Below are 13,763 nucleotides of genomic sequence, written 5' to 3' on the forward strand. Positions count from 1 at the left end.
AGCTGGTCCCACCCCTTCCCATCCCGAACAGGACCGTGAAACAGCTCCACGCCGATGATAGTGCGGATTGCCCGTGTGAAAGTAGGTAATCGTCAGGCTCCTTATGCAGTACGTCCAGAACCCCGGTTTCTCCGAAAGAGAACCGGGGTTCTGGCGTTTGGGCGCGGGAAACCCACACGCACAAAGCGATGCAGACAAAAAAGCCGTCCCTTGGGACGGCTTTTTTGCATTCAAACACCGCAAACTCAACTCGCCGAATTCTGCTCCGCGCCAGGCAAACCTTGCGGCGCCAGCGCAGCTGCATCCGCGAGCTGCTCCTGCGTAAGCTCCTCGAGCAACGCCATATCGCGCGCAATCACCTGCGGAAGATGTGCCCGCAAAAACTCCACCCACGTCTTGGTTTTCGCATCGACGAATTTGCGTGACGGATACAGCGCATACACATTGCTCTTTTGCAGGATGTGCTGCGGCAACACACGCACCAGCGTGCCGTTACGCAGGCCCTCGATCGCTGCATACACGGGCAGCGTGCCAATACCCATACCCTCGCGAATCGCCACTGCGAGCGATTCGGCGATATTCACCTGCACCGGACCGTCGACGTGCATCTCGATGCTCCCGTCCGGGCCTTCCAGCGTCCATTCGTGCGCATCCGACGTCGGCGTCTTGAGGATCAAACAGTCGTGATGAGCTAGATCGGCTGGCGTGCGCGGCGCGCCGTGCATATGCACATAAGCTGGCGATGCACACAGGATGCTGCACGTTGAGCCGAGTTGGTGGGAAACGAGATCCGAATTCGGCAACGAAGCCGCCGTCACCACCGACACATCGCTGCTGCCTTCAAACAGATCCGGCAAACGCTGCGAAAGCGTCAATTCGACCGTTACTTCGGGGTGCAAAGCACGATAGCGCGAGATCGCCGGCAGGACGTATTGCTGCCCGATACTCGCGAAGCTATGCATGCGCAACGCGCCTGCGGGACGCTCGTGCGCGCAACTGGCTTCCTCCTCCGCGCTGTCGACGTCCGCGAGAATCTGCCCGCAGCGTTTCAGATACCGTTCGCCGGCGGGCGTCAGCGCCAGCCGCCGCGTCGAACGGTTGAGCAGGCGCGTGCGCAGATGCGCCTCCAGCTCCGACACCGCGCGCGACATGGCGCCCGTCGTCGAATCGAGCGACTGAGCGGCGGCCGTGAAACTGCCGGCTTCGACGACGCGGACAAACACCCGCATGTTTTGTAGCGTATCCATCAGACCTTCTTTAAGAACTTCTTGTTTGGCACGAAAACGATATTGTCCGCCTCGCGGGCCCCGGCATTGTTGAGCGATCTGGAACGGACGTTCCTTGCCAGTCCCGTTAATTCGCTTTATTGACGCTCCTACAATCGGCGCCTTGTCGATCCAGTTTCGCGCTTTGGCGCCGAGCTGGATCCCAAGCGTAATCCTTGTAATTGTCTTAACAATCCGAGCGTAGTGCGTTTTCCATGAACCGGCAGCCAGCGATCCATCGTGCGACCGACCCGCGTCGTCGCGCCGAAATCATTTGGCGTGCCGCGCGCCTTGCCTTGCGCGACTGGCAGGCCACGCACGGCGCGATCTGGCTTCATTTGCTCAAGACGGTTACGGCGGGATTGCTGGCGATGGGCATTGCGATGCTGCTGGACCTGCCGCAGCCGCGCATTGCGATGACCACCGTGTTCGTGTTGATGCAGCCGCTTTCCGGCATGGTGTTCGCGAAGAGCGTGTACCGCATCGTCGGCACCGCGGTCGGGATGGTCGCGGCGGTAGTGCTGGGAGCCGTGTTTATCCAGCAGCCCGAACTGTATATCGCCGGGATGACGGTGTGGGTTGCCGCCTGCACGGCGGCTGCCATGCGGAATCGGCATTTTCGTTGGTACGCGTTTGTGCTGGCCGGTTATACCGCTGCGCTGATCGGCATTCCCCTCGTGATGCAGCCCAATGGGCTGTTCCTCGCCGCGCTCGGGCGCGGGGCCGAAGTGGCCGTGGGGATTCTGTGTTCCGGGGTTGTCAGCGCCGTTATCGTGCCCCGGCAGTCGGGCTCGGTGCTCGAACGCACCTTGCGCACACGATATCTCGATTTTACTGCCTTCGCTGCGCGCGTGCTGTCTGGTGGCCTCGAAAGGGACGCATTCGAAGGGCGTTTTGCGAAGCTCGTCGATGAAATCGTCGGCTTCGAGGCCACGCGCGCTTTCTCATTTTTCGAAGACCCGACGATGCGCTCGCGCAGCCAGTTGCTGGCCCGCCTGAACGGCGAGTTCATGGATGCCAGCGCGCGTCTGCACGCGCTGCGTCAGTTGCGAAAGCGGCTGCGCTGGGGCGACGATTCGAGCGCGCCGCTTGCCCCTTATTTCAGCGAGCTTGCCGCACTGCTGGCCCAGCGACCGAGCCTCAAGGAATCGGATCGTGCCTACGCCTTGCGACTTGCGCAGGATCTCGAATCGTTCCAGCGCACGCTGCCGCGCCACGTACGCGAGACCCGCCGCCCGCTCGAAACCGCGTCGCTCGCGTCGCCCGACGCGCTACAGGACTTCGACACCTCCGCCGAACTGATCTACCGCTTCACGACGGAAATCGCCCGCTACAGCCGCACCTGGGCTTCACTGACCCAGGCGGGGCTGCCGCCCGAGCCGCGCGTCACACGCTACGTGCCCCGCACCAGCTGGTACGTGGTGGCCTTCACCTTCATGCGCACCGCCGTGGTGGTCGCCGCGGTGGGCTGGTTCTGGGTCGAGACCGACTGGCCGAGCGGCGGACTCGCGATGATCGCCGCCGCGCTCACCTGCGCGCTGACCTCTTCGGCGCCCCGCGCGACGCGCATGGCGTTCCAGATGGCGGCGGGCGCGGGCTGCGCGGCCGTCGTCGGCTATCTGCTGATGTGCTACGTCTACCCGAACGTCGATGGCTTCCCGCTGCTCTGCGCGGCGCTGGCACCGGCGCTTGCGCTGGGCGCGTTCTTCGCGACGCGTCCCCGCATCGCCGGCTTCGGGGTCGGGTTCTCGGTGTTTCTGTGTCTGCTCGCGGGGCCGGACAACGTGATCGCCTATGCGCCCGATCTGCTGATCAACAACGGCATCGCCGTGGTGACGGCGATGGTGGTGGCCGCGCTCGCGTTCTCGGTGGTGTTCCCGCCGCATATGGGCTGGCTGGTCGAGCGCATGTGCGCCGCGCTGCGCGGCCAGGTTGTGCTCGCCTGCCGTGGCGAGCTGCCCGGCATCGGCCAGCACTTCCAGTCGGGCGCCCATGACCTGATGCATCAATTGCGGCTGCTGCTCAATGGCCGCAGGCAGGCGCACCGTCGTGCGCTGCGCTGGATGCTGGTGACACTCGAAGTGGGGCACGCGGTTATCGATCTGCGCCATGACGCGCAAGCCGCCGCATGGCTCGCCGATGCGGACAGCCGCTGGGAACACGCGCTCGAACGCGTCCTGGCCGATATCGCGCGGCTGTTCGAGCAGCCCGACGCCGCCCAGCTCGATCGGGCGCTCCAGGCCGTGCGCACGGCCACCTGGATCGCCCAGGAGGCGCTCCCGCACGTCCACCATGACCGCGATCAGCGCCACGACGTGCAGCGGCTTCTGAGCCATCTCCACTTCATCCGTAGCGCACTCATCGACCGCGACGCGCCGCTCGGCGCGCACGCGCGCCAGTCGCGCCGCCGCCGCGCGCTGCGTCTGCGCTTGTCCTGAAGAGGCGTGAAGGGTCCTTCAGGGCGCACCTGCGTGATCTTGCCGCAGTCTGGAAATATGCCTTCCACCCCGCCTCCTTAATCAATCCAGGCCCCGGTCATATAGTGACATCACTGCTTCGGCAGTACCCGTTAGCACTGGAGAGTGAAATGAAGTCCCTGAAGATCGCTGTTGTTGCCTGTTCCATGTTTGCCGCCGCCGCTGCCTATGCACAGAACGACGCAACCGCAGCGGGCGTCCCCGAGCAGGTCGCCCAAAGCGCAGCGCAGCCTGCTGCTCAAGCGTCCTCGCACCGCGAAATGACGCCGGCAAAGAAAGACGAATGCGTCGGACCTGCCAGCTTCTGCAACATCTATTTCGGTAGCTGAGATCGAGTAACCGCCCGCCATGTGCCGGCGCAAGCTTGAAAGTCATGCCGCGGCGCCTTCCTGTGAGGTCCCGCGGCTTTTGCGCATTCCGGCTGCAAAAGTCTATTGCGAAGCCGTGATGCAAAGCCGCCAAAGCGAGACCTGAAAATGGGCACTTGGCGATCAGAGAGTTTGTGGAGACTGTGATGTACGAAGACCGTATCCGTTGTGCCGCACTGCGCGGGAAAATCACCTCGGCTGCCGAGGCAGCTCAACTCGTGCGCAACGGCATGCGCGTGGGCGCCAGCGGCTTCACGCGCGCAGGCGACACCAAGGCCGTGCCGATCGAGCTTGCCCGCCGCGCGCGCGAAGAGAAGGAGCCGCTGCGTATCACGCTGATGACGGGCGCCTCGCTCGGCCACGACGTGGACCGCATGCTGACCGAAGCGGGCGTGCTCGAACGCCGCCTGCCGTTCCAGGTGGACACCACGCTGCGCAAGGCAATTAATCGCGGCGAAGTGATGTTCGTCGACCAGCATCTGTCCGAGACCGTCGAGATGCTGCGCGCGAACCTGCTGGGCAAGCTCGACCTCGCGATTATCGAGGCTGCGGCGATCACGGAGACGGGCGCCATCGTCCCCACGACTTCGGTCGGCAATTCGGCGAGCTTCGCGATTCTCGCGGAGAAAGTGATCGTCGAAATCAACCTCGCGCAGCCGCTCGGTCTCGAAGGTCTGCACGACGTGTGGATTCCGGGCCGCCGCCCGCATCGCGACCCGCTGCCCATCGTGCGCGTGAACGACCGCGTCGGCACCCAGGCGATCGAGATTCCGCCCGAGAAGATCGCGGCCATCGTCATTACCAACGAGCCGGACAGCCCCTCGACCGTGCTGCCCGCCGATGAAGAAACCGCGCGCATCGCGGGCCACCTCATCGACTTCCTGCAACATGAAGTCAAGCATGGCCGCATGAGCGCGCAACTGCCGCCGCTGCAGGCCGGTATCGGCACGATCGCGAACGCGGTGCTGTCGGGCTTTGTCGATTCGCCGTTCGAAGCGCTCACCATGTACTCGGAAGTGCTGCAGGATTCGACCTTCGACCTGATCGATGCGGGCAAGATGGTGTTTGCCTCGGGCGCATCGATGACGCTCTCCGCGTCGCGCCAGGCCCAGGTGCTGGCCGAACTCGACCGCTATCGCGACAAGCTGGTGCTGCGTCCGCAGGAAGTGAGCAACCATCCGGAAGTGATTCGCCGCCTCGGTCTGATCGCGCTGAACACGGCGCTGGAATGCGACATCTACGGCAACGTGAATTCCACGCATGTGGGCGGCACGCACATGATGAACGGCATCGGCGGTTCGGGCGACTTCGCGCGCAATGCCTCGTGCGCGATCTTCGCGACCAAGGCGATTGCCAAGGACGGCAAGATCTCGAGCATCGTGCCGATGGTGCCGCACGTCGACCACAACGAACATGACGTCGATGTGATCGTTACGGAGCAGGGTCTCGCCGATCTGCGCGGTCTCGCCCCGCGCGAGCGCGCGACGCTCATCATCGAGCGCTGCGTGCATCCGCTCTATCGCGACCTGCTGCGCGACTACTACAAGGACGCGCAGAAGATCGGCGGCCAGACGCCGCACAACCTCGCGCGCGCGTACGAGATGCATCTGCGCTTCAATGAGACCGGTTCGATGCTGCCGACCGTGGCGGAGGCAGGCGAACTCGTCGCGAACGCCTAAGAAGCGGCATAAGCGTCAACGCTGAAACTCAGCCATAAAAAAACGGGAGCACCGGCGACGGTGCTCCCGTTTTCTATTGGGTGCAGCGTAGTGCTACGCCCTTCGGAACATGCGGATGATGAACAGCAGGATGACCGCGCCGACGATGGCGGTGATGATCGAGCTGATCATGCCAGTGCCGATATGGATGTGGAGCAGGCCCGCAAGCCAGCCGCCGATGAACGCGCCCACGATCCCGACGATGATATCGACGATCAATCCAAAGCCGCCGCCCTTGACGAGAACGCCTGCGAGCCAGCCAGCGATGGCGCCGATGATGAGCCAGGCGATGATGCCGTGTTCCATATAGAAGACTCCCCTCGTTGGTGTGAATTAATCACGGTGAACTGGAGCTTAGTCCAAGGGCGGGATCGAGTCCACGAAACGCAGCGAGAATTGACAGTTCTTGAAATCCGCTGAGCGATGTTTCAATTAATGCAACGAAGACGAAATGAATTCGTAAGGAATGCGAGATTTTTTAACCGTCACTCGGGCGAGACTTCGGTTTCCACCGCTGTCCAGCTCACACTGGAGACGCCTTTTTCCATGCTCAGGCGGCTCGCCATCAATTCGAGCTTTGGCTGATATTTCGGATGCAGACGCATGGCGGCCGTCACGCGCAGACGTTGCGGGTCGCCCGGCATGTCCTCGCTCGTGAGGCTCTGGAACGAGAGCGGCGTCGAGTACATCGAGTTCGACAGCACGGTGCGAATATGGATTTCATCCTCTTCGCGGCACACGACCGTCAGCTCGTAGACGCGCACGAGATCGGCATTCGAGATGGGCGACTGGTTGATGATGCGGCTCACCTCGCGCAACACGGTGTTGGTGAGCAGCACGACCGCCGTGCCGGCGATGGCCGGCACATAGTGCCCCGCGCCGCACAGCACGCCCACGGCAGCCGAACACCACAGCGTGGCCGCGGTATTGATGCCCTGGATCGAGCCTTTGTCGCGCATGATCACGCCGCCGCCCAGGAAGCCCACGCCCGACACCACATAGGCCGCGATCTGCGTGACGCCGCTGGTGCCGTTGCCCGTCAATACGCCGAGCGTCACGAACAGGCACGCGCCGCTGGCGACGAGCGTAATGGTGCGCAGGCCCGCCGTGCGCTGACGCATCTGGCGTTCCAGTCCGATGGCGACGCCGCAGGCGAACGCCGCGAGCAATCGCAACGCGAATTCGTAAGTCATCGTTCTGTCATGAAGTGGTGGCAGGAATGCTCCGCAAACGCTTGCTGCACGGGGCGATCGGCCATCAAGGGGCGCCGTGGATCATACGCGGGACAAGGCAGCGCGCCAAGCTGACAGGCCTGCCATTTACAGGTCAGCATGTGGCCACGGCCTCCAGGCGAGACTGGCGCCATTCAGAATGAATCACGCCGGGAAGAGCAAAGACGATGCAGAGGAGCCGCTGATGGACACGTTACGCAACATGCGCATTTTCGTACGAGTGGTGGAGTCGGGCAGTTTCACGCGCGCCGCCACGAACGAAGCGATGACGACGGCGCAGGTCTCGCGCGCCGTCACCGATCTGGAATCGCGCCTGCGCACCCGGCTCCTGAACCGCACCACGCGGCGCATGTCGCTGACTGAAGCGGGCGAGCGTTATCTGCAAAGCTGCAAGCGCATTCTCGCCGACATCGACCAGGCGGAGGCCGAGGCCGCCGCCGCGCACGCGAATCCGGCGGGCAAGCTGCGCGTTTATGGCGGCACGAGTTTCGGCCAGCACTACGTGATGCCGCTGATCGCGCGCTACCAGCAGCATCTGCCCGATGTCTCCGTCGATTTGACCATCGCGCAGGAGATGCCCGACATCATCGAAGAAGGCTTCGACGTGGCCGTGGTGGTGGCCGCCGAACTCGAAGACTCCGCGCTGATCTCGCAGCAGCTCGGCAGCACGGCCGCCATTCTGTGCGCGTCGCCGGACTATCTGCGCGCGCGCGGCGTGCCGCAGTCGTTCGACGATCTGGACGCGCATACCTGCCTGCATCTCACCGATGCCAGCCTGCCGGCCGGCCAATGGGTCTCCGAAGGCCCGCACGGCGAAACCTTCCGGCATACCGGCGTCACGCCCTTCCAGGTGAACAACCCGGAAGCGCTTGCGCTCGCCATCCGCGAAGGCATGGGCATCGGGCCGCTGCCGGTGCCGGTTGCGCTGCCGGGTCTGGCCGATGGCTCGCTCGTACGCGTGCTGCCCACGCACCGCCTGCAGACGCTCAACATCTACGCGCTCTATGCCTCACGCCGCTACCTGGACGCAAAGATCCGCACCTTCGTCGAGTTTCTGCGCGAGAAGGTGCCGCTCGTACTCGAAGAGCAGGAAAGCGCGCTCGTGACCAGCAACGTGCCGTCGCGGCGCAGCACGACTGCGCCGCTGCGCGAGGCACGCCAGTTGCACGCCACCTCACACACCAAAGCCGACAAACACAACCCGCACGACAAACATGAGATGGAGCGCCTGCGCCTCGTGAACTAGGCGCCCATCCTGTAAGCACGAACAGAAAAATACGCGCGCATCATGCGCAGGGAGCGGTGCGCCCGACGTTTGCGAACGAACGGCAAAAGCACGCCACGCAAGCCGCGTTTTTGCGCCCCGCAAAGGCTGGCAATTTCGCCATATTCGCGCCAGCAACCTGCCACTGCGATTGCCTATGATGCGGCACCGTTTGATCGATGCGCGATGCGTATTTGATGTGCGTATTTGAAGCGTGCATTTAAAGCGCGTAACCCCTCATCCGATTTCGTCTGATTTGCCCGAAACCGCCTCATGTGGATAGTCAACCTCGCGCTGAAGCGGCCATACACGTTCATCGTGATGGCCATCATGATCGTGCTGGCCACGCCGTTCGTGCTGATGTCGATGGCCACCGACGTGCTGCCGAACATCAACATTCCGGTCATCAGCATCATCTGGTCGTACACGGGTTTTTCCGCTCAGGACATGGCCCAGCGCATCACCGCGGTCAACGAGCGCAGCCTCACGACCACGGTGAGCAATATCGAGCACATCGAATCGCAGTCGCTGCCCGGTATCGCCGTCATCAAGCTGTTCCTGCAGCCGGGCGCGAGCCTGCAAACCGCCATCGCCCAGGCCGTGGCATCGGAGCAGGCGCAGCTCAAGCAGATGCCGCCGGGCGCGACACCGCCGCTCGTCATCAGCTATTCGGCGTCGAGTATTCCGGTGATCCAGCTCGGGCTGTCGAGTAAATCGATGAGCGAGCAGGCGCTCGCCGACATCGCCATGAATTTTCTGCGCCCGCAGCTCATCACGATTCCGGGCGCGCAGGTCCCGTATCCCTACGGTGGCAAAACGCGCGTGATTTCCGTCGATATCGACACGCGCTCGCTGATTTCAAAAGGCCTGACGCCCGCCGACATCGTCAACGCGGTGAGCACGCAGAACCTGATTCTGCCGACCGGCACGGCCAAGCTTGGCCAGACCGAATATCGCGTCGACACCAACGCGTCTCCCGATACGATTGCGGGCCTGAACCGCATTCCCGTGCAGACCGTTAACGGCGCGACCACGTATCTGGGCGACGTCGCCCACGTGCGCGACGGCTTCACGCCGCAAACCAATATCGTGCGCCAGGACGGCCAGCGCGGCGTGCTGATGTCGATCCTCAAGAGCGGCGATGCCTCCACGCTGCAAGTGGTGGGCAAGCTCAAGAGCCTGCTGCCGCAGGTGCGCCAGACGCTGCCGCAGGATCTGGTGATCCAGCCGCTGTTCGACCAGTCGATCTTCGTTTCCGCGGCGGTGCAGGGCGTGGTGCGCGAAGCGCTGATTGCCGCTGCGCTCACGGCTGCGATGATCCTGCTGTTTCTCGGCAACTGGCGCAGCACGCTCATCATCGCGGTGTCGATCCCGCTGTCGATTCTGGCGTCGATCATCACGCTCTACGCACTCGGCGAAACGATCAACATCATGACGCTGGGCGGCCTTGCGCTCGCGGTGGGCATTCTGGTTGACGACGCAACGGTCACAATCGAAAACATCGAACGACACCTGCATTTAGGCGCCGATCTGCACGAAGGCATTCTGGAAGGCGCGGGCGAAATCGCGGTGCCTGCGCTGGTTTCGACGCTGTGTATCTGTATCGTGTTCGTGCCGATGTTCTTCCTTACGGGCGTGGCGCGCTTCCTGTTCGTGCCGCTGGCGGAAGCCGTGGTGTTCGCGATGATCGCCTCGTATGTGCTTTCGCGCACGCTGGTGCCCACGCTCGCGATGCTGCTGTTCACGGGTCACGATCCGTCGACGCAGCCAAAGAAAGGCGCTCGCGTGTCGATGTTCGCGCGTGTGCACGAGCGCTTCAATCACGGCTTCGAGCGCGTGCGCGCCAATTACATCGCGCTCCTGAGCGTTCTGCTCGCGCGGCGGCGCTTCTTCGGCGTGACATTCCTGTCGTTCTGCGTGCTTTCGCTAGGGCTCGTGTTTTTCCTCGGCCGCGACTTCTTCCCCTCGGTCGATGCGGGCAATATCCGCTTGCATATGCGCGCGCCCACGGGTTATCGCATCGAGGAAACCGCGCGCCTGGCCGACGAAGTCGAACGCACGATCCGCACGGTGGTGCCCGCCGACCAGCTTGCGACCATCGTGGACAATCTGGGCCTGCCTTATAGCGGCATTAACCTCTCGTATAGCAACTCGGGCACGATGGGCACGCTCGACGGCGAAATCCAGATCGCGCTCAAACCCGATCACGATCCCTCGCACGTCTATATCGACAAACTTCGCACGCTGCTGCCGCAGCGCTTTCCGGGCGTGGAGTTCTTCTTCCAGCCCGCCGACATCATCACGCAGATCCTCAACTTCGGTCAGCCCGCGGCGATCGACGTGCAGGTGGTGGGCTCCGATCTCGGCAAGAACATGGCGCTGGCCAGCACGCTGCTCAAGCAGGTGCGCCAGTTGCCGGGCGCGGTCGATGCCCATATCGAGCAGCGCAACAACGAGCCCGCGCTGATGCTGGCGATGGACCGCTCGCGCATGCAGCAACTGAATTTGAGCCCGCAAAACGTGGCCCAGGATGTGCTGATCGCGCTTTCCGGCAGCTCGCAGACTTCACCCGCGTTCTGGGTCAGCCCGCAGAACGGCGTGGAATATCCGCTGGCCGTGCAGACGCCGCAGTATCGCGAAACATCGCTTAACGAAGTGATGGGCACGCCGGTCTCCGCGCATGAGGGCAGTGCGGCGGCGCCGCTGCAGCTCGTCAGCAATCTGGTGCAGCTCAAGCCGCACGACGGCCCGGCCATCGTCACGCACTACAACATCCGTCCTGTGATCGATCTGCTGGTGAGCGTGGAAGGCAGTGATCTGGGCGCCGTGGGCGCGCAGATCGACAACCTCATCAAGAACGTGCAGGCGCATGCGCCGCGCGGCACCACCGTCACCATGCGAGGCCAGATCGACACGATGCGTTCCTCGTTCATTGGTCTGGGTGTGGGTATTGCTATGGCCGTAGTGCTCGTCTATCTCCTGATCGTGGTGAATTTCCAGTCGTGGGCCGATCCGCTCATTATCATCAGCGCATTGCCGGCGGCGCTCGCCGGTATCGCGTGGATGCTATTCATTACCGGCACGCATTTGAGCGTCCCCGCGTTGACGGGCGCGATCATGACCGTGGGCGTGGCGACGGCCAATAGTATTCTGGTGGTGTCGTTCGCGCGCCAGCGTCTGGCCGCCGGCGCGACGCCGCTTGCCGCCGCGCTCGAAGCGGGCGCGACGCGGATTCGCCCGGTGTTGATGACCGCTTTCGCGATGATGATCGGCATGGTGCCGATGGCGCTGGGTCTGGGCGAGGGCGCGGAACAGAACGCACCGCTCGGACGCGCGGTGATCGGCGGCCTGCTGTTTGCGACCGTCTCCACGCTATTGTTCGTACCGCTAATGTTTGCGACCGTCCACTCCCGACTCGCACGCCGCGCCGAAGCAAAACAGGCGCAGGCAACGCAGCGGGATCATCGCTGATGCAGACGGTGCCGCAAACGCCGCCGAAACCCCTACGCAAACGCTTACGAATTTCCTGGCCGAAGACATGAACGAACCACACCACCATTCTTCCCTCGACATCTCCGTGGCCGGCGATCAGGGCCTCGATCTGCCCCAGCGCGCTCAGGCGGGACGCCGCGCGCGTCTTGCGGTGATCGTGGTCGCCTTGTTGCTGGCGGCAGGGGCGGCGCGCACGATCGTGTCGAACGTGCTCAATTCGCACCAGCTCGCCGACGTCACGAAGCAGAACGCGAAACAGTACGTGAGCGTCGTACAGCCGAAGCCAGCGGCCGCGGACGGCCGCATCGTGCTGCCGGGCACGCTGCGCGGCTACGTGGAGGCGCCAATCTACTCGCGCGCGAACGGCTACGTGCTCAAGTGGTACGCCGATATCGGCGCGCACGTTCAGCAAGGCCAGTTGCTCGCCGAAATCGACACGCCCGAGATCGATCAGGAACTCGCGCAGGCGCAGGCACAGCGCGATCAATCGGCCTCGACGCTGGCGCTTGCCAAGACCTCGTTCGATCGCGCGCAGCAGTTGCGCCAGCGCGATGCGGTCTCGCAACAGGAACTCGACGACCGTCAGGGCGCGTATAACCAGGGCGTGGCGAATCTCGCCGCCGCCGATGCCAACGTGCGGCGTCTTCAGCAGACCAAATCGTTCCAGCGCATCGTCGCGCCCATTACCGGCGTGATTACGCAACGCAATGTCGATATCGGCGATCTGGTCAATGCAGGCAATGGCGGCGCGGGCCGCGCGCTGTTCTCCATCGCGCAGTCCGATCCGCTGCGTCTCTATCTGGATGTGCCGCAGACCTACGCGCCGCAAGTGGCCGTGGGCCAGCATGTGAGCGTGAGCGAGCAGGAACTGCCAGGCGTCACCTTCGACGGTACGGTGACGCGCACCGCGCAAGCCATTAACGTCGCCACGCGCACGCTTCAGGTCGAAATCTCGCTGCCCAATCACGATGGCAAACTGCTGCCGGGCGCTTATGTACAGGCCACGTTGCAGACCGATTCGAAGGGACTCCTGACGGTTCCCGGCAACACGTTGCTGTTCCGCTCGGAGGGCCCGCGCCTGGCCGTCGTGGACGCCAATGGCAAGGTCAAGCTCAAGCCCGTGGAAATCGCCCAGGACCTGGGGCAGACGCTCGAAATCAGCCGCGGGCTCGATCCGGGCGATCGTGTCGTGCTCAATCCGGGCGATTCGATTGCCGATGGCGACGATGTCGTCGTCGTCGCGCCGCAAAAGGGCGCGGCTTCCGCGCCGCGAGGTACGACGTGAGGGCCGTGTTTTTACCGCTGCTTTCGACGCAATATGCGCGCGCGACGCTGCTGGCGAGCGCGCTGGCGAGCCTTGCCGCCTGCACCGTTGGCCCCGACTATCACGCGCCGAAAACGGACAGCCCCGCCGCATGGCAAGTCGATCCCGCCGATGCCTACTGGCACGCCGCTCAGCCTTCGCATGCGCCGCTCGATCCGCAGTGGTGGAAGGCGTTTGGCAATACCGAGCTGAACGGCCTGGAAGACGCGGCGCTGACGGAAAACCAGACGCTGCGCGTGGCGGCCGCGCACTACGCGCAGGCCCGCGCGACGCTCGGTTCGGTGTCGTCGCAGCAGGCGCCGCAGGTGTCGCTCGACGGCGCCATCGCGCGCGAGCGCATCTCGGCCAACCGTCCGCAGACGACCTATGTCACGCCCAATATGTCGACGGTGCAGAACGACATCAAGCTCGGGCCGACCATCAGCTACGAACTAGACCTGTTCGGACGCATCCGCCGCATGGTGGAGTCGGCGCAGGCGTCGGCGCAGCAGGCGGGCGACGATCTCGTCAATGCGCGCCTCGTATTGACCGCCGAACTCGCCACCGACTATTTCGCGCTGCGCGAACTCGACAATGAAATCGACGTGGTCAATCGCTCGGTGGCGCTGCAGCAGAAGGCGCTC

10 protein-coding genes and 1 rRNA gene are annotated in these 13,763 nt (G+C 63.7%); 8 read left to right on the top strand and 3 right to left on the bottom strand.

What is annotated here, in order from left to right; genetic code table 11:
* Positions 1-98: ribosomal RNA gene (gene rrf, locus VG320_RS31250) — 5S ribosomal RNA — on the top strand; the annotation flags it as partial.
* Between the two features lie 147 nt (positions 99-245).
* Here the strand turns inward: rrf and VG320_RS28620 are convergent.
* Complete coding sequence (locus VG320_RS28620; protein WP_327203437.1) at positions 246-1,247, bottom strand: LysR family transcriptional regulator; 1,002 nt, start codon at positions 1,245-1,247, stop codon at positions 246-248.
* Positions 1,248-1,480: 233 nt separating this feature from the next.
* Here VG320_RS28620 and VG320_RS28625 point away from each other — a divergent pair, with 233 nt between their 5' ends.
* From VG320_RS28625 to VG320_RS28635, 3 genes are all read left to right on the top strand, one after another.
* Positions 1,481-3,703 carry an FUSC family protein gene (locus VG320_RS28625; RefSeq protein WP_327203439.1) on the top strand — a complete coding sequence of 741 codons (2,223 nt, stop codon included), beginning with the start codon at positions 1,481-1,483 and terminating at the stop codon, positions 3,701-3,703.
* Positions 3,704-3,852: 149 nt separating this feature from the next.
* Positions 3,853-4,071, top strand: coding sequence for a hypothetical protein (locus VG320_RS28630; protein ID WP_327203441.1), 219 nt, complete (start codon positions 3,853-3,855; stop codon positions 4,069-4,071).
* A gap of 185 nt (positions 4,072-4,256) precedes the next feature.
* Positions 4,257-5,789, top strand: a complete 1,533-nt coding sequence (locus tag VG320_RS28635) for an acetyl-CoA hydrolase/transferase family protein (protein ID WP_327203443.1) — start codon at positions 4,257-4,259, stop codon at positions 5,787-5,789.
* Positions 5,790-5,882: 93 nt separating this feature from the next.
* On the opposite strand, the gene VG320_RS28640 is transcribed toward VG320_RS28635, so the two are convergent.
* Together VG320_RS28640 and VG320_RS28645 are read right to left on the bottom strand one after the other, a co-directional pair.
* Positions 5,883-6,134 carry a GlsB/YeaQ/YmgE family stress response membrane protein gene (locus VG320_RS28640; RefSeq protein ID WP_327203445.1) on the bottom strand — a complete coding sequence of 84 codons (252 nt, stop codon included), beginning with the start codon at positions 6,132-6,134 and terminating at the stop codon, positions 5,883-5,885.
* 179 nt (positions 6,135-6,313) lie between these two features.
* Positions 6,314-7,021: an MgtC/SapB family protein gene (locus VG320_RS28645; RefSeq protein WP_327203447.1), complete on the bottom strand. Its 708-nt coding sequence runs from the start codon at positions 7,019-7,021 to the stop codon at positions 6,314-6,316.
* A gap of 223 nt (positions 7,022-7,244) precedes the next feature.
* On the opposite strand from VG320_RS28645, the gene VG320_RS28650 reads away from it, so the two are divergent.
* The 4 genes from VG320_RS28650 to VG320_RS28665 all read left to right on the top strand — a co-directional run.
* A complete protein-coding gene (locus tag VG320_RS28650) occupies positions 7,245-8,306 on the top strand; it encodes a LysR family transcriptional regulator (protein WP_327203449.1) in 1,062 nt (353 codons plus the stop codon).
* Between the two features lie 291 nt (positions 8,307-8,597).
* Positions 8,598-11,795, top strand: coding sequence for an efflux RND transporter permease subunit (locus VG320_RS28655; RefSeq protein WP_327203451.1), 3,198 nt, complete (start codon positions 8,598-8,600; stop codon positions 11,793-11,795).
* Positions 11,796-11,862: 67 nt separating this feature from the next.
* Positions 11,863-13,101 carry an efflux RND transporter periplasmic adaptor subunit gene (locus tag VG320_RS28660; RefSeq protein ID WP_327203453.1) on the top strand — a complete coding sequence of 413 codons (1,239 nt, stop codon included), beginning with the start codon at positions 11,863-11,865 and terminating at the stop codon, positions 13,099-13,101.
* 5 nt (positions 13,102-13,106) lie between these two features.
* Positions 13,107-13,763: TolC family protein (locus VG320_RS28665; RefSeq protein ID WP_327203455.1), on the top strand; the 657-nt coding region annotated here is incomplete at its 3' end.

The organism is Paraburkholderia sp., from assembly GCF_035948235.1.
Classification (GTDB): domain Bacteria; phylum Pseudomonadota; class Gammaproteobacteria; order Burkholderiales; family Burkholderiaceae; genus Paraburkholderia.